We start from the raw sequence: 24,471 nt of genomic DNA, 5'->3' as shown, positions 1-24,471 counted from the left end.
GCGCACGGCGCATCCCCTTCCCGGACGCTCCTCCCCCAAAAAAAAGCGGGCGGACCGTTCGGTCCGCCCGCATAGCCTGTCGTTTATCCCTGGGCCGGGGGTTCGTGCTCCCCTGCCCGGGGCTGCGCATCCGGGGCCTCGCCGTCGCCCTTTTCCCCGGGCTGGCCCTGGCCGTCGGGATTGTCCTCTCCCTCGGCCTCGCCCTTTTCCCGAGGCTGTTCCTGGCCGCCGGGCTGGCCCTGGCCCTGGCCCTGGCTCTGGCCCTGGCCCTGACTCTGGCCCTGACTCTGGCCGCCGTCCGCCGCCTGGCCCTGCTGGTCCTCGGGCCGGTCCTCATTGCCGGGCGCGGCGGGCCGCCCCGAGTCGCTGGGCGCGGGCCCCTCGCCCGACGACGATCCGCCGAAACCGGTCAGCGACATGGGCGGGAACTCGATCGGGCGAAGGAGCGGAAGCTCATGGCCGTTGTACTGGGCCGCCAGGGACCCGCGCGTGCCCGGAAGGGGCAGCAGGACCGGCTGGGACCCGCCGCCCGAAGCCGGGGTCTCGCCGCCGGGGCCCACGGGCGTCATCACGTTCACCGGTCGCGGCGAAGGCCGCATGTCCACGACGATCACGCCAGCGCCCACCGTGAGACTGTCGAAGTAACCGCCGGAGTAGATGAAGATCGTGGCCGGGCCGGACTGGAGGTCGATGACGTTCATGTGGGACTTCAGTTCGAAGGTGCTGTTGGCCGAGACCTGGGTGGTGGCGGAGATGTTGCTGAAACGGATGCCGTTCAGGGTGCCGCCGTTGTCGTTGTCCAGCTCCACGAGCCAATCGGCCGGAACCAGGGGGTCGTCGTAGGAGAGCGCGTCGCCCGCCTCGGAGCCGAAGATCTCGCTGACGCCGGTCATCGAGCCGATGCGCGTTGCGCCGCCCTCGGCCGTGAGGCTGCCGGTCCCGCCGCCGAAGCTCCAGGTGGAGCGCGTGGCGAGGCCGCTGCCGTCCACTGCGCCGTATCCTTCGCCCAGGGCCAGGGTGTTCACGCCGCCGGTCCCGGTCAGGACCACCACGTCGTCACCGCTCCCCGCCGCGATCTTCTCGATGGCGGAAAAGGCGAGGTCGAGGTTGCCGTTGCCCATCAGGCCGCTTCCGGGCCCGTCCAGGGTCCAGTTCCCGGCCAGTCCGCTGTCCGCGAAGTCGAGGACGTCGCTGTCCAGGCCGCTGCCGACCAGAACCACCGGACGGCCGTCCGAGGTGTGCAGGGACGCCCCGTCGGCGATCCTGACCCAGGACTCGCCGACGGCGTCAAGGCCGTTCAGCCGCAGGAGCACGTCCGAGCCCGTCAGGCTCGCGCCCTCGGCCAGGTCGATGGTGGAGCCCTCCAGCGCCAGCCCGTTGTCGCCATCCAGGTTTACGACGCCGCTCGTCGACACGGCCCCGGTCCCGGTCAGGGACACGGTGTCGCCCCGCACGGTAGCGCCGTTGGTCAGGGTCAGGGCCGCGCCGTCCACGGACACCGTGACGCCCCGCAGGCTGGCGTTGTCCAGAATGATGTCCGCCCCGGCCAGGGTCAGCGCGGTGGTCGCGGTCAGGGTCGAGCCCGTGGCCGAGATCGGGCCGGTCCCGGTCAGGGTCACGGCGTCGCCCTGCGCGGTCGCGCCGTTGGTCAGGGTCAGGGCCGCGCCGTCCAGGTTTACGATGCCGCCGTGCAGGGTCGCGCCGTCCAGGACGATGTTCCCTCCGGTCAGGGCCAGCGTGTCGGTCGCGGTCAGGGTCGAGCCCGTGGCCGAAATCGGGCCGGTCCCGGTCAGGGTCACGGCGTCGCCCTGCGCGGTCGCGCCGTTGACCAGGGTCAGGGCCGCGCCGCCCAAAGACACCGCGCCACCGTGCAGGGCCGTGTTGTTCAGCGCGATGTCCGCCCCGGCCAGGGTCAGCGTGGTGGTCGCGGTCAGGGTCGAGTCCGTGGCCGAGATCGGGCCGGAGCCCGTCAGGGACACGGTATCGCCCCGCACGGTCACGCCGTTGGCCAGGGTCAGCGAGGCGCCGTCGAAGGCCACCGTCCGGCCCTGCAGCGAGACGCCGTCGCTCACCGCGATGGTCCCGCCTTGGAGGAGCACGTCCTTGTCGCTCGTGATGGCGAGGTTGGAGTCCAGGGTCAGATTTCCGTTGATGAAGGTAACGTTCTCGGTGGAGTGGACCGCGCCGCCGGTGTCCGTGTTCAGCAACTCCAGGTTCAGCGCGGTTCCGGCCCGGTTCTTCAGATTGATCTCGCCCGAGGCGCGGAAGGCCGCCAGGGCGTGGGACCCGATGGTGAACGCGGCGTCGGCCGCGCCCAGGACGCCGTTGCTGGCCTCGGCCACCAGGAGTGTGCCCGCCGAGAGCCCGGCCCCGTCGGCCGTGGCGTAGAGGTTGCCGTCCGCCTTGATGCGCAGCTCGCCCGCCTGGGCCGTGGCGGCTCCCACGGTCAGGTCCTGCCCGCCGCTGAGGCTCAGGCTCTTCACGCCGGTGCCGATCAGGGCGTCCGCCTGGGCGAAGAGGTCGAGCTTGCCGCCCGCGAGCAGGACGTTCAGGTCGTCGTTCAGCCGGATGGTCAGGGCGTCGGTCGCCGCGTCATAGCCGCGGTCCGAGGATTCCGAGGTCCAGATGTAGAAGCGGTCGCGCTCGGTGAAGTCCATGGTCCCGCCCAGCTTGGCCTGGTAATCCTCCACCACGTAGTGTTGCAGCCGGATGGTCATGGTGTCCGCGCCGGTGTCGAGGAGCTTCTCCCCGGCCGTGGCGTAAGCCAGGTAGAACCGCTCGTCGTCCGAGAAGCTGTCCGCCGCCAGCTTGGCCGCGTAGCCGCTGATGACGTACTGCCGGTCGACTCCGCACTGCCCGATGGACCCGGCATGAAGGTTGATGTCGCGGGCCAGGATGTTCGCCACTTCCGTGTACAGGGTCGTGGTGGTGCCGCCGTAGAGGGCGTCCGTCATCTTGGAGGTCAGGGTCGCCTTGTCCCACAGGGAGGACTCGGCCTGCGCCCGCAGGGCGTCCTTCCGCCCCGCGTCGGTCAGGTTCGCCCAGTTCACGGACAGATCGGCGTCGTAGGGGGAGGCCAGGAGCGAGGAATCGAAGTCGTTGAGCTGGCCTTCCAGGTTCGCCCGGTACTCGTCGATCCAGGCGACGGCCGCCGCCTCGTCCGCGAATCCGCGGGACGAATCGGCAGCGAGCCGCGCGGCGTAGGCGTCACGCCCGCCCGCCTGCTCCATGGTCTCCATGAAGTCGTGGTGGCTGTGATAGGCGTTGGTGAGCTGCGCGCACTCCGCGTCGATCCTGTCCTGCACCTGCTGCTCGTAGACCGCCGGGTCGTCCGAGGCCAGGATGCCCAGGCGGGCCCACATGCCCTTGAGCCGCTCCAGGTCCTGCTGGTCCACGGTCTGCCGGGTGTTGGCGTCGGTCAGCGCGCCGGTGGCGAGGATGTCCACCGTGCCGGGGGCCGAGACCTGGACCATGCCCAGGTCCGACCACGGGGCGGAGAGGTAGATGTCGCCCGTGGGGCCGGTCACGGCCGCCGTGACCAGGGCGCCGGCCGAAGGATCGGTTCGGTTGCCGAGCTTGAGGGCGCTGGCCGCGCTGCCCATGCCGCCGAAGGCGGAGAGGGTGATCTCGGCCGCGCCGATCTCGCCGTAGAGCACGCGGTCGGACGACAGCGAGGCCGTCCCGGCCGCCTGAACCGCCACTGTGGCGTCGCCGCCGGCGAACCTGGCGTGGACGTCGCCGCCCGCGTTCAGGGTGATGGCGGAGCCGCCCGCCACAATCTTGAGCGTCGAGGAATCGGACGCGGCGCGGCCCGACTCCCGGCCCACGGAGCCGACGGTCGCCGTGACGGACACGGAGCCCGAGGAGCTGTTGATCCAGCTCTCCGCCGCGTCGGTGACGTCGCCCTGGCTGCTGGTGATGGAGATGTCGCCGGAGCCGTTCACCGCTCCGTCGAGGACCACGCTTCCGACGCTGTTGATCGAGATGGAGCCGGTCCCCTGTCCGGGTGCGGAGACGTTGATGGCCTTGTCGGTATCCAGTTGCACCCAGAACACGGTCTGCTGGGCCTGGGTTATCACGGTCTTGTAGTAGACGGACTGGTACCGCCACAGGAACGCGCCGTGCCAGGACACCTGGGGATCGTAGTTCTGCACCACGGCTTCGCCCGTGTTGACGACGTAGCGCGCATAGGTGCCGGAGACCTGGTTGGTCTCCATGGTGATGTTGAAGCCGATGAGCCTGTTCGTGAGGGCGCCGATGTCTAGCCTCGTGTAGCCGCCCACCGCGACCACCTGATTATGGGCGCTGACGCCGTCGGTGATGTAGCCGCCGGTGTCGTCCAAAGGCGTGTTGTTGGTCCGCTTCTCCTGGGTGAGGCTCATGTCCGACGAGTCGGGGATGAGCCAGTCGAAGGCGTCCCAGCCCTGCCACTTCTTGACGGTCAGTTCGTAGGTGCTGATCAGGCCCGAGGAGCTGCCCACCAGGAAGTTGTACTTGAGATTCCCGTTGGTTTGCCTGTAGGAGCCGGACAGACGGGTCCAGGACTGGCTGGACGTGGAGCGCCGGAAGACCCCTCCGGCCTCGGTGGAGCCGGTGTCCACGCCCTGGACGACCAGGGTGGACTGCGTCGTGTTGCGGATGTCGACGTCCGGGTTGTTGTAGACCGCGATCTCGCCCATGCCCGCGTTGGTGTTGAACATGGCGCCGGTGATGTAGACGTGGCCGCCGCCCGCGTAGATGGGGTCGAGGGTGTAGGTGTCGGTTGTGCCGTCGTAGGTGTAGAGCTTGACGCTGTACTTGGTGGACGCCGTGACCGAGGAGTTGGAATAGGCGGTGCCGTCGTCGCGGATGGCCAGGTACCCGGTGGTCTTGGAGCCCGTGATGTCGATGTCGTAGGACTTGAGACCGGACTGGATCAGCCCGTTGACGTTGATGTAGGTCGCGCTGATGTTGATGTCGCCCAGGGAGCGCAGGCTGCCCCGGCTGCTGAGGGTCAGCCCATTGATGTTGTACCTGTTCATGTCGCCGCCGATGGATATCGGCAGGCCGCCCGCGTTGTACAGGGAGCCGTCCTTGGAGAGATTGATGGTCAGGTTGCCCTTGGCGGTGACCGACATGGTCCGGGCGAAGACGTCGCCGACGATGGACATGTCGCCTTCGCTGGTCAGGATCGTGGTCCCGGAGAGGTTGTACAGGTTCCCGGCCAGCAAGGTGCCGCGCTGGTTCTCCTGCCGCACCGTCATGGTCGCCGCGGAGCCGGAGTGCGACCGGAGCGTCACCGTTCCGGCGGCCGCGCCATTGAAGATGTTGACCTTGCCGCCCTCCTTGGAGCTGATCGTCAGGTTGTCCACGTAAAGGGTGGAGATGGAGGTGCTCACGGTCAGCGAGGCATCGTCCAGGGCCTCCAGCACGCCGCCGCCCGACACGACGTCGGCATAGACGTTCACGTTGCCCTTGCTGACCAGCATGTCCTTGACCGTGACCATGCTGACGGAGCTGCCGTCGCCCAGGACAAAGGCCCCGGAGGCGCTGATGGTTCCGAAGCCGTAGGCCGCGAGATCGGCCTGCATGGACTTCATCTGCGCCAGGATGACCCGGGAGGAGGCGTCGGACTTGCCGTAGATCTCCACCATCCGCTGCAGGCGGCGGTATTCGTTGTAAAGGGCGTTCCCCTCGGTGTTCCTGCTGACCTCGTAGGTCAGTTGGTCCGCGTTCTGTCCGGTGACGTAGTAGCCGAGCTCGGTCTCCAGGTAGGCCTTGACGCTGTCGTCGACCACGTTCACCTGGCTGTTCAGCGAGTAGGCGTTGCAGTAGGTGGCGTAGGCGTGCGCGCCATACAGGGCCGTCAGGTCCGGGTCGCCCATGGTGACCTGCATCAGGCCGACCAGCACCAGTTGCTCCCGGGTCAGCGTCGTCCCGCCCAGCAGGGTGTTGCCCGCCTGTCCGCCGACTTCGCGCACCGTGGCCACGAACCCGTCGTCAAAGAGCATCGGGTGATCCTTCACGGCCTCCAGCCCGTCGAGCATGGACTGGGACAGCCCGTCCGAAACCGCCTGAAGCGCGGTGGCCAGGGAGATGGCCTCGCCCGAGCCCGAGGTCCAGGTCATGTCGGCGACCTTGTAGTACGTGGTCCAGTCGCCGCCCGCCGGACGGACGCCGTCGTCGATGCGCCCGGACAGGAAGGCGTCGAGCACGGCCTTGTCCGCCGTCGAGGCCTGGCCGTAGTCGAAGTTCTCGCCGTCCATGGCCTGGTAGGCGTCCTCCAGGTCGACGGTCCAGTCCGCGTCGTAGGAGACGGTCTCTATTCCCCCCGCCCCGGTGGTGACGTGCGAATCGCGGACCGCGTCCAGCATCCACCGCCAGCCGGCGGCGGTCAGGTTCGAGCCCGTCTTGAGGGTGTTGGCCGAGGTGAGTTGGCCGTAGGCGGCCCAGAGGGTCTTGGCCCGGGCGTAGCTGCCGCCCAGGGCGTCCACCAGGATGTTGATGGCGTCCGCCTGCGCGGCGCTCAGCGCGGCGACGTTCCGGTAGGCCGTGGCCAGCGTGGACCAGTCGGCCGCGCTCATGCCGCTCACGGCCGTGGCGTCGTAGCCGAAGCTCGCCGCGATGGCGCCCAGGGCGTTGGCCGCGGCCAGGTCGTCGGCCTGAAGGGTCGCGAAGTTGTAGCCGTCGGCCTCCAGGGCGTCAAAGTAGTTCATCTTGGTCCGAAGGTCGGCGTCGCCATGCAGGATGGATTGCCAGAAGAGGGCCGGGGCCGCGTTGCCGCCATCGTCCTTGTACAGCGCCTCCGCCACCGTCAGGTCCAGCCCGTCAAACAGGCCGGAGAAGCTGGCCGCGCTCGCCTGGAGGTTCCTGAGCTCCTCCATGGAGGAGTTGCAGAGGGTGGTGAACACGTCGGAGATGAGGGAGGTGACGCCGAAGAATTCGAGGCTGTCCGACATGGAGCCGATGATCTCGGTCCACTTGGCGTCGTCGAAGCCCTGGGCCTGGTTCAGGCCCGACTGCATGAGCTCGGACAGCTTGCCGTCCGGGTCGGCCAGGTAGTCGAAGTAGCTGTAGCCGAAGGCGCTCTCGAAGGTGGCCAGGGCCGCCTTGACCCGCGCCACCTCGGCCTCGGGCACTATCCCGGAGGCCACGGCGTCGTTCCAGTCCTGCTCGGAGGTCAGCTTCTTGATGGCTGCCGCGACGATGTTGTCCACTCCGGCGGTCACGACGCCGTTCATGACCACCTGGTTGGTGAAGATGGAGTCCTTCTTCGTATAGTCGGTCTTGCCGAAGATCGCCGTGGTCCAGTTGTGGGCCATGGTGTGGCTCTTGACGGTGAAGGAGCCCTGCTGGGCGTAAAGCTCCGCGTTCCCGCGCGACATCAGCTCCGCGCCCTGGTCCACGGTGATGATGTTGGACTGGGTCCAGACCAGGGCGCTGCCCGCGCCCGTGGACATGGGCAGGACCGTCCGGTCGTAGATGTCGCCGGACATGTAGAGCGCGGCGTCGCCGATCTCGTGGCCGGTCCCGGCCGCGTTGGCGTTCTCGTCCGTGGCGTACTTGTAGCCCATGCGGCCGGTGCCGACGGCCAGGTCCAGGGTGCTGTAGAGCAGCGCGTCCGCGTGGACGTTGACCTTGTTGGCGGAGGTGACCTCGGCCCTGGCCTTGAGCTCTCCGGCGCTGGCCAGGCCCCAGAGGCTGGACCCGACGTCCAGGTTCACGGCCTCGTAGCTGCCCGCGTGGATGACGAGATCCGCGCCCAGCGGGTTGGAGGTGCGCACCACGGCGCGCTCGCCGATGTCCACGGTGGCGTTCAGCTTGGTCTTGACCGAGCCCGCCACCACGGCCAGGTTGAGCGCCCCGCCCGCCGTGAAGGCGAGGGAATCGCTCACGTCGAGGACGTTGAAGGCCTGGATGGCCATCCGCTCGCCCGAGGGGATGCCGGTGGTGTCCTTGGTGGAGGCGCCGGTGTGCGTCAGCTTCGCGTCGCTGCCGATGAGCACGGAGCTGTTGGCGACGATATTGGTGGCGGAGCCGCCCGCGTTGACCGTGATGATGCCCACGGCCGTGCTGTCCGCGCCGTTGTCGTGGCCGCCCTGGCCGCGCACGATGACGTTCTCGCTCAGGATGGAGAGGTCCTCGGCCGTCAGCTCCGTGCCGTTCCCGACCACGGCCCGGGTGTCGGCCCCGATGTTCAGGACGCCGGTGCCGCCCGCGCCGCCCAGGAGGGCGACCGCGTCGGCCGTGAAGTACATGTTGGTGTAGAAGGCGTTTTGCGCCCGCAGGTTCAAGGTCTTGGCGTCGAAGATCGCCTTGTGCGAGGCGGCGGCCTCGTTTTCCAGGTCCGCGCCGATGGCGCTGGCGGTGATGCCGGACAGGTTCTGCCGGGCCGTGCCCGCAGCGATGGCCAGGCCGACCGCGCCCGCGCCCGCCGTGGTGTTCTGGTCGGTGTATACGGCGGATTCGGCCACCACGCTCATGTCCCCGGCGATGGACGCGGTCTGCTTGCCCGCGGGGTTGTCCGCGCCGGTGACGAAGGCCAGGGTGATCCCCTGCGACTTGACGGAGCTGGCCGCCACGCCCACGCCCGCCAGGAGGCTGACGCCGACGCCGAGGCCCTCGGCGTTCAGCGAGACCTCGTTCCTGGCGCGCACTTCGAGCGAGCCCATGCGGCTCTCCACCGCCAGGTTGCGCACGTAAGCCTCGACCACCGAGGCGTTGTTGGCCACGGCGCTGGTGCCGCTCACGCCCAGGAGGAGCCCGGCGGACAGGGCATAGCCGATGGCCTCGGCGCTGTACCCGAGGGGGGGACGCTTCAGCTCGGCCGAGATTGCGACGTCGGTGGGCGACAGGGAGGGATCGAAGGTCTTGACCGAGATGTTGTCGGCGTAGGCCCGGATGGTCGGGGAGATGTTCACTTCCGCATCCGCCGCGCCCACCGAGCCGAGAATGGAGATGGCGGGGGAGATGGAGAGGGCCCGGACGTTGCGGGGCGTGCCCGTGGCCTTGACGTCCACGCGGCCCACGTTGGCCAGGGTGACGCCGGAGAGGTAGGCGTCCACGGAGCCCTTCACCGAGACCGTGGTCACGGACGCGCTGCCGGAGACGATGCCCGCCGCGCCCGCCACGCTCAGGCCGTAGAGGTGCCAGTCGCCGTTGCCCAGGATGTCCACGGACCCGACCCTGCTCAGGGTGGAGTCCTTGACGTAGGCGGCGATGGGGTTGGTCAGGGAGATGGTCGAGACCACGACGCCGCCCGCGATCGCGCCCACGGCCGCGCCGATGCCCTTGATGGTCAGGTCCGCCGTGGACTGGGCGTCCACGGTCAGGCTGGCCACCGTGGTGAAGTCCGCCTTTTCCGCGTACGCCTTCACGGTGCCGGTGGCCGTGGTCACGGCCACGCCCGCGGCCAGGGAAATGCCGACGCCGCCCGCCGCCTGCACGCCCAGGGTGGTGGCGATGGTGGTTTCGTGCGCGCGCACCAGGACCGCGCCGGTGTTGGACACCGAGAGGCGTCCGGCGCCGCCGGAGAGGCCCGCCGTGGTGCTGCCGGTCAGCCTGTTGACGGCCACGCCGCCGGAGACCGCCCCGGCCAGGCCCAGGGAGACGCCGATGGCGTAGGCGTTGATCTTGCTGGCGCGGTCGGCCGTGACAGCCAGGCCGCCCGCCGCCTGCACGCTGCCGCCCCGGATCAGGGCGCTGACGTCGCCGGAGAGGGAGTTGACGACCAGGCCGAACCCGCCCGCGCCCGCGCCCGCCGCCACTACCACGGCCAGGCCGGTGATGGTCAGGTTCTGGATGGCCGCCACCGAGGAGGTGGTCACCACCTGGGAGACGTTGCTCACCTCGGCGGTGGTCTTGCCGGTGATGGCGTTGATGCCCAGGGAGCCGGCCAGGCCGATTCCGCCCACGGCGGCCGAGACCACGTAGGACTGGACCGAGGAGGCCATGCCCGATTCCACGGTGAAGCCGTTGGACCGGATGCTGGCGTCCTTGACCACGGCCCGGACGCTGCCGGAGATGTTGTTGATGGCCAGCGCGCCGGAGGCGGCCACGAGGCCGCCCGAGGCGGCGATGGACACCGAGAGGATGCCCGTGGCCGAAAGGCTGCCCGCGAAACTGGTGGCCTGGGTGTCCTCGTCCGGGGTGTCCGCGTGGGTGGAGTTGGCCTCCAGCTCGGCCGCCTGGTAGCGCTCGCTGGCCGTGCCGAGGGTGCCGGAAAGACCGCTCTTGCCGCTCGCCAGGGTGGCGATGTTCGTGGTGGCGGAGGACTTGCCCATGACGGCGTGGACCGCCACGTCGCCGGTGGCGGTGATGCTCTCGCCGGAGATCCGGGCCAGGGTGCCGCCCTTGATCGAGGTGACGGCCACGGTGGCCGCGCCCGCCCCGATGGCTCCAGCGGCCGCCAGGTTGAGGTTGAAGGCCGTGAGGGTCGTGTCGGCCGCGACGGTCACGTTGCGCACGCTGGTCACGCGGGTGTCCAGCAGTTCCGCGTTGGTGTCGCCGGAGTCCACGCCGACCGATACAACGGCCCCGCCCGCGCCGAAGGCCCCGGCCGCCACGGCCACGCCCACGCCGTAGGAGCCGCCCACGTTGTCGGCGGTCACCGATAGGTCGCCCCCGCCCAGGGCGAGAACGGAATTCTGCACCACGGCCTGGGTGAGGTTGTTGCTCACCGCCACGTTGACCGAGCCGTAGCCCGACGCGCCGCCGGAGGCCGCCACGCCAGCCGCCACCGAGACCGTGGTCCGGCCGGAGCTCGCCGCCACATCAAGGTCCACGTCGCCCACTACGCCGCCGATGTTCTCGCCGGTGATGGTCGCGCCGTCAACCACGGCCGTGGAGGAGGCCACTTCGGCCACCGCGTCGGAGGTATAGATCGGCGCGCCGTAGGGATTGCTGCGATAGAGGAAGGTCGCGTCCTCGGGCACGGAGGCCAGGCCTCGCGCGCCGGTCTCCGTGTCGACCAGGGCGGCCGCGTTGATGCCGCCGTCCGGGAGGAGGTCCGCCAGGGTGAAGGAGTAGAGGGTCTCGCCGCCGTCCTCGTCGGTCAGGGACAGATAGTGCGTGCCGTTGGTCACGCCGTTGCCGGACAGGGGAACCACCGAGTTGAAGTTGTCGAAGAGGTACAGGACCCCGTTAACGACGCGGCCGGAGAAGCTGGCGTTCTCATCCACCTGCCTGCCGCCGGTGCGCAGCCGGGTCGCGCCCGCGTCGGTCAGGCGGATCTGCCGGGCCGTGTCGGCCAGGCCCTCCTTGGAGGAGATGTTGATGGAGATGGAGCCGCCGCCCGCCGCCGTGCCGGAAGCGGCCACGCCCACGGAGCCCGCCACCAGGGTGGAGTTGTTCCGGCTCAGCACCTTGACCGAGCCGCCGCCGTCCACGGTGAGCACGAAGCTCGGACCGGGACCGGCGATGGAGGCCTTGGTCGGGTTGGTGGAGGCGTTGATGGCCAGGGAGCCAGCGCCCGCCGCCGCGCCCGAGGCCGCCACGGCCAGGGCCAGGGCGTACAGGTCCGCGTCGGACGAGGCCGAAACCGTCACGCCGCCCGCGCGCAGGGCCGCGCCCGCGATGCCCGCGATCTCCGCGGTGCTGCTGACGTCCGAAAGGTTGAGGGCCAGGGAGCCAGCGCCCGCCGCCGCGCCCGAACCGGCCACCGAGGCCATGGTGGCCCACAGCCTTGTGGTGTTCTCGGACGTGACCGAGACCGCGCCGGAAGCCGTGGCGTTGCCCTCCACGGCCAGGGTCGCCGAGGCGGCGGAATCCATCATGTTGAGGACCAGCCCGCCCGCTCCGGCGGCCGCGCCCGAACCGGCCACCATGATAAGGGCGGCCACGTAGGAAGACTTGTTCAGTGCGCGGACCGTGATGTTCCCGGCGTCGATGCCCGGGCTCTCGACCCGCGCGCGGGTGACGAACCCGGCGTCGGCCGCGTTGGTTCCGGCGAACTCCAGCGCGTCGTAGGAGCTGGACTTGGCCGTGGAGCCGGAGTTGGCCGGGTCGTAGGCGGCCGCCTCGCCCCAGGTGGCCAGGTTGATGGCCAGCCCGCCCGCCCCGGCGGCCGAGCCCGAGCCGGACACGCCGAGCGAGGTGGTGATGACCGAGGTGGTGTTCTCGGCCGTCACGGCCAGGTCGCCCGCCAGGTCGAGGGTGGCGCCGGTCACGTCGGCCGTGACAGTGTTGCCGCCCAGGGCCAGGACCACCGAGCCGCTGGCCGCGACCGTGCCGCCCGCGCCCACGCCCACGCCCACGGTCAGCATGTCCGTGCCGCCGTAGGCCGAGACGGTCAGCCCGCCCGAGAGGGTCGTTATGGAACCGCCGTCGGTGTAGGCCTGGGCCGTGCCGCCCACGCGGGACACGGAGAGCAGGCCCGTGACGCCCACGGTGCCGCCCGCGCCCACGCCGATGAGGAAGGCCCACGCCTTGCCGCCGCTCTCGGCGTTGACCCTGGCCGATCCGGCGGTGACGCCGGTCCCTGCCGTGTTGACGATGTAGGCGGCGGAGTTGATGGAAAGCAGGTTCAGGGCCACGGCCCCGGCCACGCCCGCCGTGGAGCCCGCGCCCACGGCCAGGTCGACGGAAAGGAACGCGCTGTTCTGGAGCGCCTCCACCACCAGCGCTCCGCTGGAGTGGATGTCGGTGTTCCGGACCCCGGCCTCGGCCGATTCGCCGCCCAGGGCCGAGGAATCCGAGGTGTAGGAGCCGGAGCCGTTGGTCAGCAGGTCTGAATAGTACTGGTCGGCGACGCCGGAGAGCTGGCTGTTGCGATCGGACGCGCTGGTGGAGGTGAAGCCCGGCTTGCCCGCGCTCAGGCCCAGGTTCAGCGTCATGGACGCGCCCACGCCCGCCGAGCCCGCGGTCGCGCCCACGCCCACGGCCAGGGCGATGGCCCCGGAGGTGTTGTCGGCCTTCACGGTGACGTTGCGCAGCCGGGCGTCGTTCCACGCCCCGCCGGACCAGCCGCCCACGGTGCAGTCTGCCAGGATGGCCTGGGTCTTGTTGTTCAGGACGTTGATGGCCGCCGCCGCGCCCACTGCCGCCGAGCCGGTGCCCGCGCCCACGGAGAGCACGCCGCCGAAGGCCGAGGCCGAGGACTGGGCCGACACGGTCATGGACCCGCCGCCCGTGAACTTGATGGCCCCCACGTTGCGCACCGTGGCGTTGACCTCGCGCTCCAGCCAGTTGAAGTTCAGCGCGCCGGAAACGGAGGCCCCGCCGCCGGCAGCGGCCGCCACCGAGACCACCAGGGAGAAGATGCCGCTCTGGGGATTGAAGAGCGCGGCGTTGGGGTCAACGCTGTGCTGCCCGCCGTCGGCCACGCCCACGCCGGTGTCGTTGTCGCTGGCGCCCTGGAACACGGACGTGTTCACGTCGCCGACGCCCGTGTTCGCCGCGTAGCTCTTGAGCCGCCAATCGCCGATGGCGGCGGGCTGGGCCTCGAATCCGCGCACCACCAGGTCGCCGCCCACCAGGATGTCGCCCACCCCGGAGATGCCCGCGTTGACCGAGCGGGTGATGACGTTCTCGCTGGCCGTGGCCTGGATGGCCGCGCCGCTGCCCATACCCACGGCCGCGCCGATGGCCACGTTGACGATCTGGGTGGAGGAGGAGGCCTCCACGGTCAGGCCGCCGCCCACCTGCATGGCGGGAAGCGCGCTGACCAGGTTGCCGTCGCCGTCCAGGAGCGAGGTGATGCTCGCCTCCACCGTGCCGACGATGACGTTGGTGTTGTTGGCCAGGCTGGCCGCCGTGCCGGTGCCCACGGACGCGGCCACGGTGAAGGCCCAGATGGAGGAGGTGTCGCGCGCGGTGACGCTGAAGTTGCCGCCGGAGACGAAGGTCCCGGACGAGTTGTAGCTGCCGGACACGGTGGCGATGGAATCCACTGCGATGACGTTGACGCTCGCATAGAGGCCCACGGCCTTGCCGCCGGTGGAGACCGCCGCATTGACGGCCAGGGCCAGTATGTCCGCATTGTCCAGGGCGGAGACGGAGACCTCGCCCAGCGGGGCCGCGAGGGTGCCGGCCGCGACCGTGGCGTAGGCCCCGCCGGTGATGGTGTTGGAGGCCAGGCCGCCGGAAATGGCCGAGCCGGTCCCCACGCTGACGGCCGCGCCGATGGCCACGGCCCGGATCACGGCGCTGTTCACGGCCGAGAGGTGGAGGCCGTCCGCGCCCGAGGCGTACAGGGAGGAGCTCTCCACGGCCGCCCTGGCCGTGGAGGTGACGACGTTGACGGCCACGGCGCCGGCCAGGGCGGAGCTTCCCTCGCCCATGGTCCCGGCCACGTTCAGGTTCAGCGACAGGATGTTGGTGTTGAAGTCGACGTCCGTTGTGTCGAGGTACTGGTCCAGGGTTGCGTCGTTGTCCGTGTACTTCCTGGTCCAGGACTGGGCCACGGCGGACCCGGCGGCGGCCTGCTGCGCCAGCACGGCGAAGCCCCCGGCGTTCAGGCTGCTGCGCACGATGTTCACGGCCGTGTCGTTGACGATGATGTTGGGGTTGACCGTCAGGCTCGTCCCGGAAAGACCCAGGTTGATGGCGCTGATGCTGTTCCTGCCCTCGGCCCTGATGGTGAAGAGCCCGTCCGCGTTCAGGACGACGTCGCTGATGGTGACGGTCTGGTCCGAATTCACCACGTTCACGGCCACGGCGCCGCCCAGGGTGGAGGCGTCCACCGAACCGATGGCGAAGGCCACGGTGGCCGAAATCCCGAGGATTTGCGAGGAGTCGGTGGCCCGGACCGTGACCGGCCCGGTGACGGTCTTGGCCGCGGCGGTCTTGCCGCCGCCGATGGTGGCGGCCACGTCCTTGTCGATGACGTTGACCGCGACGGAGACGCTCTTGGCCGAGGCGGACCCGCCGGAGTTGAGGGACACGGCCACGGACCCGGTGATGCTCAGGATCTGGGCGATGGAGTCGGCCATGACGTCCAGCCCGCCGCTGACGCCGGTCTGGGTCAGGTCGGAGCCGGTCAGCCCGGCCTTCACGTCGCTTGCGATGACGTTCACGGCCAGGGCCGCGCCCGCCTGGGAGCCGCCCAGGCCCACGCCCACCTGCCCGGCGATGGACAGGATGCGGCTGCCCTGCTGCGAACCGCCGCTCATGATGTAGTCGCGGGCCACGATGCTGACCTTGCCCGCCGCCAGAATGTCGCTGTCCGTCACCGTGGCCGAGACGTTGCGGGCGATGATGTTGATGGTCGCCGCGCCCGCCAGGTTCGTCTTCTGGGACGCGTCCGTCTCCGAACCGGTGGAGACGCTGATGCCCGCCGCAATGGAAAGGATGGAGCTGGAGGTCTCGGCCAGGACCCGCATGCAGTCGTCCACGTCGCCCGAAAGATTGATGGACGAGCCGGAGACCGAGGCCGTGACGTCCAGGTTGCCGGCGCCGGCGCCCCGGGCGGCCTTGATGTCCGCCGTGTCCGAGTCCGGGCCCAGGGCCGGGATGTCCGCCCCGGCGATGACGTTGGCCGCGATGGCCGCCGCCTTGTTGTTGCCGGTGGAGAGCCCGATCCCGCCCGCGATGGACAGGATGGTGGACTCGTTGCCCGCGCGCACGGCCAGGGTCCGGCCGGTGATGTCCGCGTCGGCCACGGACGCGGCCGCGCCCGCCGAAATGACGTTGACGGCCAGGGTCACGGCCACGGCGTCGCCCTGAGCAGCCGCGGCCGCCCCGGCTATGGCGAGGATCTGCTGGCTGGAGAGCGAGGTCACCGAGACGTCAGGGCCCGGGCCCGCCGTCCGCTTGCCCACGGTGAGGTTGCGGGCGTAGGCCGCGCCGGTGGAGTGGATGACGTTGACGGCCAGGACCGCGCCCACGGAGGTGGACTTCCGGGCCGTGGTGTTCCCGCTGTTGGCCGGGTCCGCCTTGGCCTTGCCCGAGAGGCCGAGGGAGCCGCCGATGGACAGGATGCCGAACTTGTCTGCCGCCAGCACGGAAACGGAGCCGTCGGCCAGGATCGTGGTCGGCTTGGCCGCGTCGCCGATGTAGGCCGAGGTCTCGCTGCTGACGATGTTCGTCACCAGGGTTCCGGCCAGGGAGCTGCCGCTCAGGCCGATGCCCGCGCTGGCCCCGATGGCGATGAGGTTGTACCCGCCGTCGATGGAGTCGATGCCCGAGACGGACGCCTCGGGATTGTCGTCGTCGATGTCGATGCCGTTTCTGTCCGTGCCCGCGCCGCTCATGGCGGTGACGGACACGGAATCGGAGACGGAGATGACGCCGTGGTTGATGTAGGCCGTGGCGTCGCCGGCGAGGACGTTCACGCCCAGGGAGAGGCCCACGCCCTTGGCGTCGCCGAACCCGCCGCCGCCGGCCACCGTTATCATGGTCACGTCCTTGAGGGCCGAAACCGAGAGCGCGCCCTGCTCCACCGTGAGGTCGCAGTCGGCCACGCAGGCCGTGACGTCCGAGAGGCGGGCGTTGACCAGCAGCGTGCCGCCGTAGCCCGAGCCCGTGGTGCTGCCCGCCAGGCCTGCGGCCGCCACCAGGGCGAAGCCGTCGTCCGTGGCGCTCACGTCCACGTCGCCGTCCGTGGCCCGCAGGGTGGCCACGTGGTCCACGCGCGCCTCGGTGTCGCGGTCGGTGACCGAGACCACCACGCTGCCCGCGCCCGCCTTGGATGAGCTGGAGCTCTCGTTCTCGGCGAAGGTCGCCTTGCCGCGCGCGTCGGTGGACTTGGTCTTGCTCTTCGTGGTCACCGAGAATGCCCCGGCCACCGTGATCTGCTTGGTGTCGTCCAGGGCCTTGGCCACAAACCCCGCCACCACCAGGCTGGAGAGGTTGCGGACCATGGCCTTGGTCTCCTCGGAGGAATAGCCCACGAAGATCTCGCCCGTGTAGGCCTCGCTGACCGCCGGGGCGTCGCTCTGCTGGGCCGGCTGGGTCTGGCCGCTCTCGCTGGTGCCCTGGGTCAGGCCGTTGACGTTGGTGTTGGCCTGGGTCAGGCCGGAGTCCAGGGCGGTGCCGATGGAGGCCGCCTTGTCCGCGCTGCCGGTGAGCAGGCTCAGGTAGTTGCCGCCCTGCTTCTGCGCGTCGCGCTTCTGCTTTTCCTCCTCGGTCAGGGCCGAGTCGTCGTCCGTGCCCTGAGGCAGCACGTTCTGGACCGTGGACTGGACCGTCTGGAGGCCCGCCAGGGGCGAGGTCGCGCCGGACTGGCCGGAGGTGGTGCCGGACGTCTGGGTCGAGGTCGTGGCGGTGGAGGCCTGCTGCTGGGCGGGCGAGGCGTGGCTGCCGCCGATGAGCACGGACACGCCGCGCCCGGTGTTCAGGGCGTTGACCTCGGCCGAGCCCAGGACCAGGACGCGGCCCGAGAGGTCGGCGGACCCGTCGATGGTGGCGGTGGTGGAGCGGTTCACCACGTCCACGAAGACCGTGCCGCCGATGGCGCTCTGGCCCGAGGATATGGCGGCGGAGAGCTGGGTGTAGATGGTGTTGTCCGTGGCCCGGACGAGCAGGCTGTTCACCCCGTCCGCGCCCAGGGCGTCGCCCAGGGCGACGCGGCCCGAGCCCACGCCAAGGGCGGCCGTGGTGACGTTGTCGAGCAGGAGCACGCTCCCGGTGCCGGAGATGGCGTCGAGCTGGCCGCTCGACCCGGCCTGGACGATGGCGATGACCCCGTTGTCCGAGTCGGCGGTGATGGACAGGCCGTGGCCCATGACCAGGGTATCGGCCGTGTTGGCCGCGGTGCCGAGGCGGGCCGTGGTGGTGCTGTCCAGGTTGAGGATCTGGAGCGAGCCGCCAGCGCCCGAGCCGGAGTCCGGGCTGCGCTGCGGGGAGATTTTGCTCTTCACGGCCTGGGTGATCTTGTCGCTGGAGAAGGCGGCCTTCTTGCTCGCCGTGGCCGTGGTGGTGCGGATGGCCCCCTTGCCGGTGCCCATCTTGCCCGTCAGGTTCACGGTCTTGTCCGAGCTGGTGGCCTGGATGAAGATGCCGTACCGCTGCGCCGTCTTCTGCAGCGTGCCGCCGGACGCGGAGATGGCTTCGGTCCGGGCGTCGCCCGCGTAGGCGTCCTCCAGGGAGTCGGCCAGGTAGAAGGTGTCCGCGTCGCGCGCGATGACGTAGCAGGTGGTCGTTTCCCCGGTGTCCTTGTCCTTGTATTCCAGGGCCTGGCCGGTGACGAACCCGTGGCCCGCCTCGGTCACGTAGACCGGGTTGTCCACCATGTTGTCGGCCGCGAAGGTGATGGACTCCACCGGCCGGCTCAGGGAGATGGCGGCTTCGCCGTCGAAGACGTAGGCGCGGTCGGCCCGCAGCCCGGTCTCCAGGTCCGTGAGGGTGAAGGCCTTCTCGCCGTAGGTGGTGACGGTGTAGCACTCCACCGAGCCGTCGGCGCGCTCGATGGTGACCACGCTGCCGTCGATCAGGTCGTGGGCCCCGGCGGTCTCGAAGACGTAGGCCCCGAGGGTGACGGTATTCTGGTTGAAGGTCTGGGTCGCGCCCACCTGGGCCAGGGCGCCGGAAAAACCGGTGACGTAGAGGCAGGCTCCGGCCAGGTAGTCCTCCTCGCTGCCCGCCAGGCGGACCGAGCCGTTGCCGTCCACGCTCGCGTAGAGCACGGAGCCGCGCGCCAGGACTTCCTCGGAGCCGTCGGAAAGGCGCACGGTGACCGGCGCGTCCACGGTCACGGCCATGCCGTCGTAAATGCCGGTGGTCGTGTCGGCCGCCACCCCGCCGCTGCCGTCGGCCTGGGCCGCGTAGGTCCGGGCGGAGGCCAGGGTCAGCAGGTGCGCGGCGTCGGTCAGGGCCACGGAAATGGCCGGGCCGCCCCTGGAGGCGGAAAGGGCGATGGCGGACGTGCCGTCGCCGTTGTCCATGACGCCCGAAACGTAATAGGTCGCCCCGCTGACCAGGCCCATGGCGGCCTGGCCGTCCACGGCCCGGTAGACCACGGCGTCGCCCGTCTCGAAGGTGTCGGAAAGGACGGTCAGGACCCCGCCATGGTCGGTGTCAGCCGCCATGGGGGAGCCGGAGGAGACACGGGTCAGCCGGTAGTCGTCCAGGCCCGAGCTCTCGCCCGTGGGCACGGCGTAGGCGTTGCCCTGGGCGTCGAGGAGCTTCACGCTGCTGTCCGAGAGGCGGACCAGGGTGAAGACGCCCACCGCGTTGTACATGGGCGTGCCGTCCGCGTTGAGCATGGCCCCGCCGTCGGCGTCCAGGGCCAGGCCCGCCAGCTCCACGGCGTCGCCGGTCTGAAAGTCGTTCGCGCCGATGTGGAGCGCGTTCCCGTCCGAGACCTGGGAGTCGGCTTCGATGGCCAGGGGCGCGTTGGCGTTGCCCTCGGTCAGGGTGAAGGTGTGGGTGGCCGATCCGTCGAGCCCTGCGCAGCGGTAGTCCACGGAGACGGCGTCGCCCGTGGCCTCGCCGTTCTCGTAGGCGTAGAGGGCCAGGGTCCCGGCGGAGACCTCCTCCACCACGTATTCCTTGCCGTTCTCCAGGCCGTCGATGGCCTCGCCCGAGCAGGTGTAGGTCAGGATGTCGCCGCTGCGGAAGGCGTAGCCCGCCTCGGCCGCCAGGGTGACGGTCCGCCCGCCCGTGGCGGCCGTGCCCACGGAAACGCCGCTGGAGGTGGAGACCGTCAGTTCGCCGCCGTCCAGGACGGCCGTGGCCCCGGCCTTGCCGAAGCTGTGGGTGGTCGCGGCAGCCAGGTCGTTCATGCCGAAGGAGACCAGGGTGTCGCCGCTCTTGAGGGCGAAGGTGGACCGGGAGGTCAGGATCAGGGTGTAGGTCCGGCCCGAGGTCAGGCCGGTCAGGGCGGACGCCGGGTCGGCGGCCTCGTAGGTGACGACGTCGCCGCTGGCGAAACCCGCGAAGGGATTGTGCGTCTCCGCGTTGGCCGCCTGGTAGTCGGCGGTGGTCATGGTCACGGACAGGCCCGCGTCGGTGCGCTCTCCGTCCGTGGCCAGGGTGATGGCGTAGCTGTCCCGCGCGGTCGGGGCCAGGGTGGCGAAACCGGCCTCCACCTGGCCGCCCGTGATCTTCTTGAACGCGAGCTCGGTGTCGCCCTGGACGAAGACCATGTACAGGGCGTCGGCGTCCAGGCCGAGGCCGTCGCCCACGGTGACCACGTCGCCGGTGGAGAAGCCGTGGGCGTCGTTGAGCCGCAGGATGGTGGACGTCTCCTCGGTGAGGTCGGCCTCGATGGCCGCCGCCGTCCCGCCGCCCGCGGGCTGCTGCTGGAAGAGGAAATAGTGCGCCACGGCCGCGTCGCCGCTCTTGCCCACGGTTATCCGCGAGCCGCCCTGGTCGGCGTACAGGCTCAGGTTGCCGCCCGCGTCCACCACGCCCCAGTAGGTCGCGCCGGAGTCGAGCCCGGCCAGGTCCGTGCTGGCGTTGCCAGCCTCGTAGGTCACGTAGCCGCTGTACCCGTTATAGTCGCCGTTAAGGCGCACCGTGCCGGAAGCGGTGTTCACCGCCGCGTCGGTGACGCCGCCGGTGCGGACGATGGACACGCCGTCGTCCACCACGGCCGTGGAGGTGTTGTCCTGCCCGATGTACGCGAAGCTCGCGGCCGTGGAGCTCGTCTTGGCCCCCTGGGTCACCGCATACACGTAGGAGTTGGGCATGAAGAAGGCCGAGTCAGTGTTCTGGAAGTTGATGGCGTCAACGCCGAAGAGGGAGCCGAGGGACTGCTGGGCGTCGAGGTAGGCGTCGTCGATGGACGAGGCCAGCTCCTTCACGGAGCCGACGGCCTCCTGGAGAAAGTCGACGGGCACCTGGGAGACCGCGCCCGAGACCTTGGTCATGGCCCCGGAGTTGGCCAGCAGGGTGCGCGAGCTGGTGGGGACCTTGTAGTTGGCGTCCGAGGTGATCTCGACCAGGGTGTTGTGCACGATGCGCGCGCCGCTGGCCACGGTGGTGGAGGCCGTGTTGGTGAACACGGTGACGCCCGCCGCGATGCTGACGCCCTTTTCCAGACGCGAGGCCGGGCTGGCGGCCCGGGTGAAGATGTGGTCCGTGGTCGCCGCCGCGCCGGCGGTGGAGACGTTGACCAGGTTCCCGTTGCTGTCGGCCAGTTGGAAATAGCCCTGGCCCACGGCCTTGACCGTGTAGGCCTGGCCCACCGTCATGCCGGTCAGGGCCGTGCCGCCCGCGGCCACGGAATAGGTGACCTTGTCGTTGACCTTGAACGGGATGGAGGCGGCCGTGAACTTGTTGCCGCCCTCGATCTTGGAGCCGTTGACGATCACCGTGGCCCCGGTGGTGGCCGGAGCCGTGCGGGTGAAGGTGTGGACCGTGGCCGCGTCGGCGTTCTGCGCCAGGGTGATGACCTTGCCGTCCGCGCCCTTGAGGGTGAAGAAGGACGCGCCGCGGGCCGCCACGGTGTACTTCTGGCCGCTGGTCAGGCCGGAAACGGCGTCCGCCGGGTCGGAGCTGGTGTAGGTCAGGATGTCGCCCACGGCGAAGGTGTTGGCCACGTTGACCTGGCCCATGCCGATGTCGGCCTTGGTCACCGTCAACGCCGCGCCGGCGACCGGCTCCACGTAGCGGGTGAAGGTATGCTGCGAGCCCGCCGCGGCCGCGCCGACGGTGATCTTCTTGCCCGTCATGTCGGCCAGGGTGAAGGTGTCAGCGGTCGCCGCGAAGACCTTGTACTTCGTGCCGCTGGCCAGCCCGGCGGCCGCGCCGGCCGAGGTGTAGGTGACCACGTCGCCGATCTTGAAGTTGTGCCCGGCGCAGGTCACCCCGCCGTTCACCAGGTTGGCGGCCTTGACCTCGGCGGCGTCCGCCGTGACCGAGATCACGCCGTTGTCCTGGGTCGCGGCCACCTTGGTGAAGGTGTGGGTGGCCGACGCCCAGTCCGTGGACGAGAGGTTGCGGAAGTGGAGGACCGTCGCCCCGTCCGCCGAGCGGAGCACGAACTGCTTGGTCTCGCCGTTGTACACGGTGACGGTGTAGGCCTGGCCGTCCACCAGCCCGGCGATGGCCTTGGCCGGGTCGGAGCTGTGGTAGACGACCTGGTCGCCGGTCTGGAAATTGTGGTCCGCCGTGGTGGTGACGACGCCGACCCCCGTGACCCCCGCCACCGTGGCCGGGGTCGTGGCCGGGGTCGTGGTGGCGGCCGGGGGGTTGGTGGTCGAGGTGGTGGGCGACTGGGTGGCGGACTGGCTGACCGGGTCGGCGATGGACGACGCGCTGACCTTGAGCACCGGCGTGGTGTTGGACACCGAGTCGAGGACGACCGCGCCGCGCCCTTCCGTGACCGGGCCGGACTCGACCTTGCCGAGGGCGGTGATGGTCGCGGTTCCGCCCACCGTGGTCTTGGCCTCGGCGTCGTGCAGGGCGAACCCGAGGGCGATGCCGAGCCCCATCTTGGCTTCCTGGAGCTTGGCGGTGGCGAAGCTGGTGGGCAGCGCGGCCAGGATGAAGTTCGTCAGCTTGGAGCTGACCTGGCTGGACACGCCCTTGACCTTGGAGACCATGTCCTGGGTCTCCTCCTGCGGCGGGGCGACCGGGGCGGCCGCGCCCACGGCCGAGGGGATGTTGGTGGTGCTGGTCGTATTGACCTTGGACTCCACGTCCGAGGTCCCCTTGATCGAGCCTTGGGCGGTGAGCTCGCCGTTGATGGTGGCGTAGCTCTTGGCCCCGCCGAAATTGAGGGCCAGGCCGATGGCCAGGTTGCCCGCCGAGGTGGCGTTGGCCAGGGCGGAGAGGGTCAGGGACTCGGTGGTCTTGCTGGTGACGACGATGTCGCGCCCCGCGTCGATGGTCACGTTCTCGCCGATGAGGACCGAGGCCTGGGCCTCGTTGACGCCGATGGCGATGGCCATGGCGTAGGTGTTCTTCTTGGCCGTGGCCTTGGTGGTGGTCTTGGTGGCGGGGCTCGTCTTGGAGGCGAATATCCTGGACGCCTGGTTGGCCGTGGCCGCGTCGTAGGTGCTGGTCAGGGTGACCGAGTTGGTGTTCTTGCTGGTGGCCCCGACAACGGCGTCGCCGCCCGCGTCGATGGCCGTGTTCCCCTGCACCGTGACCGAGGCGTTGGCCTTGTTGATGGCCAGGACGAAGCCGAACAGCTTCGCGTCCTTGGTCTGGGAGTTGGAGACCGAGCTGGAGGCGGTGATGGTTACGTCCCCGGTGGCGGTGATGGAGGTGTCGCCCTCGATGACCACGTCGGCCGTGGCCGAGCCGTAGGTGATGAGCACCGGGGCGCTGATCTCCAGGCTCTGGTACAGCTCGTTCAGGGTGTCGGAGAGCGGGCTGGAGAGGGTGTCGAGATACGAGTTGGCCGTGCCCAGCCCGGCGGGCAGGAAGCTGAGGGACGAGACCGAGGTCAGCGGGTCCTGGACCTGCTTGATGTCGATGCCCAGGTAGGTCTTGAACAGGTCGGCCGCCGACGTGGTCAGGAAGGTGTCCACCAGGGAGAGGTACTGGTTGTCGGTCAGTTCGCCCAGGGAGGGGAGCTGCTTGGTGGTCTCGGTGGTGGCCGTGGCCGTGATGGTCACGCTTTTCGCGTTGATGACGGCGTCGGCCACGCTGACATGGGCCGAGCCCGAGGCGATCTTGATGGGCAGGCAACTGAAGAGCGTGTTCAGGTGCGCGTTCACCGTGGCCTCGGCCTTGAAGTCGCCGCCCACGTCGATGGTGGTGGCGCCCGCGCCCGCCTCGCCGATGTCGATGGAGGACGCGCTCAGGGTCAGGTTGTTCAGCCCGTCGAGGTCCGCCCCGGCCGAGACCGTGATGGAGTTGGAGGCGGTCACGGTCAGGTCGCCCTGGCCGTCGCCCGTCACCGTGGAGCCCGAGGTGAAGTTGGCGTAGTCCATGGCAGAGATGGTCAGTTCGCCGCCGTTCAGGGTCAGGGATGTGCCGGAGTCGAAGGTCACGGACGCGGCCCGGATGGTGATGTACTCGACGCCCGAGAAGCTCACGTCCTGGAGGGTGACGTTGCCCGAGGCCATGATGGCCACCGCGTTGTAGTCGAAGCCGGTGTCGGAATGGAACGAGCCGGAGACCGTGACGTTCTCGCTCCACAGCGAGACCCAGAGGCCCGCGCTGTTGGCCAGGTCGTGGTCGCCGTCCAGCGAACCCTCGAAGAACCCGCCCCTGGGCAGGGCGTCGCTGATCTCCTGGCCGATGGCCGAGAGATCGAGGTTGTCCAGGTCCAGATTCTCCAGGCCGGGCACGTTCCGGATGGCGCTGGTGATGTCCGAGAAATCGGGCAGGGCCGCCTGCTTCAGGAGATCGGCGAGGTCGGAGACGGAGCCGAGCGGGTTCGACGCGGCGGACGAGAACGACTCCGCCACCACCGGGGCGCCGGCCAGGTTCTCGGCGGCGTCCACCTGGGTGCCGGAGAGGAGCTGGCGCGGCTCCAACTGCTCGAAATAGGAAGGAATCCGGTTCTGGCGAGCCTGGGGCGCGGAATAACAGGTGCTGACGCCGGAATCGGTGATGACCTGGGAGCTCTTCCTGAACAACTTGCGAATGGCGGACATGACGGTCTCCAACTCTGTCGGGTAACGCGCCGGCGGGGGGGTCCGCGCGGCTGCGGTT

Annotated in this window: 1 protein-coding gene; it reads right to left on the bottom strand. The window is 69.9% G+C overall.

Features of this window, described 5'->3' with window-relative positions; genetic code table 11:
* Positions 1-83: 83 nt before the first annotated feature.
* Complete coding sequence (locus PHP91_RS03190) at positions 84-24,413, bottom strand: hypothetical protein (RefSeq protein WP_300136748.1); 24,330 nt, start codon at positions 24,411-24,413, stop codon at positions 84-86.
* Positions 24,414-24,471 lie beyond the last annotated feature (58 nt).

It is taken from the genome of Pseudodesulfovibrio sp. (assembly GCF_028692895.1).
In the GTDB taxonomy this organism is placed as follows: domain Bacteria; phylum Desulfobacterota; class Desulfovibrionia; order Desulfovibrionales; family Desulfovibrionaceae; genus Pseudodesulfovibrio.
This window is presented reverse-complemented; position numbering and strand designations above follow the sequence as displayed.

Excerpts from the sequence above, each read along its gene's own strand:
- PHP91_RS03190 (WP_300136748.1), bottom strand. The coding sequence starts at position 24,413 with ATGTCCGCCATTCGCAAGTTGTTCAGGAAGAGCTCCCAGGTCATCACC.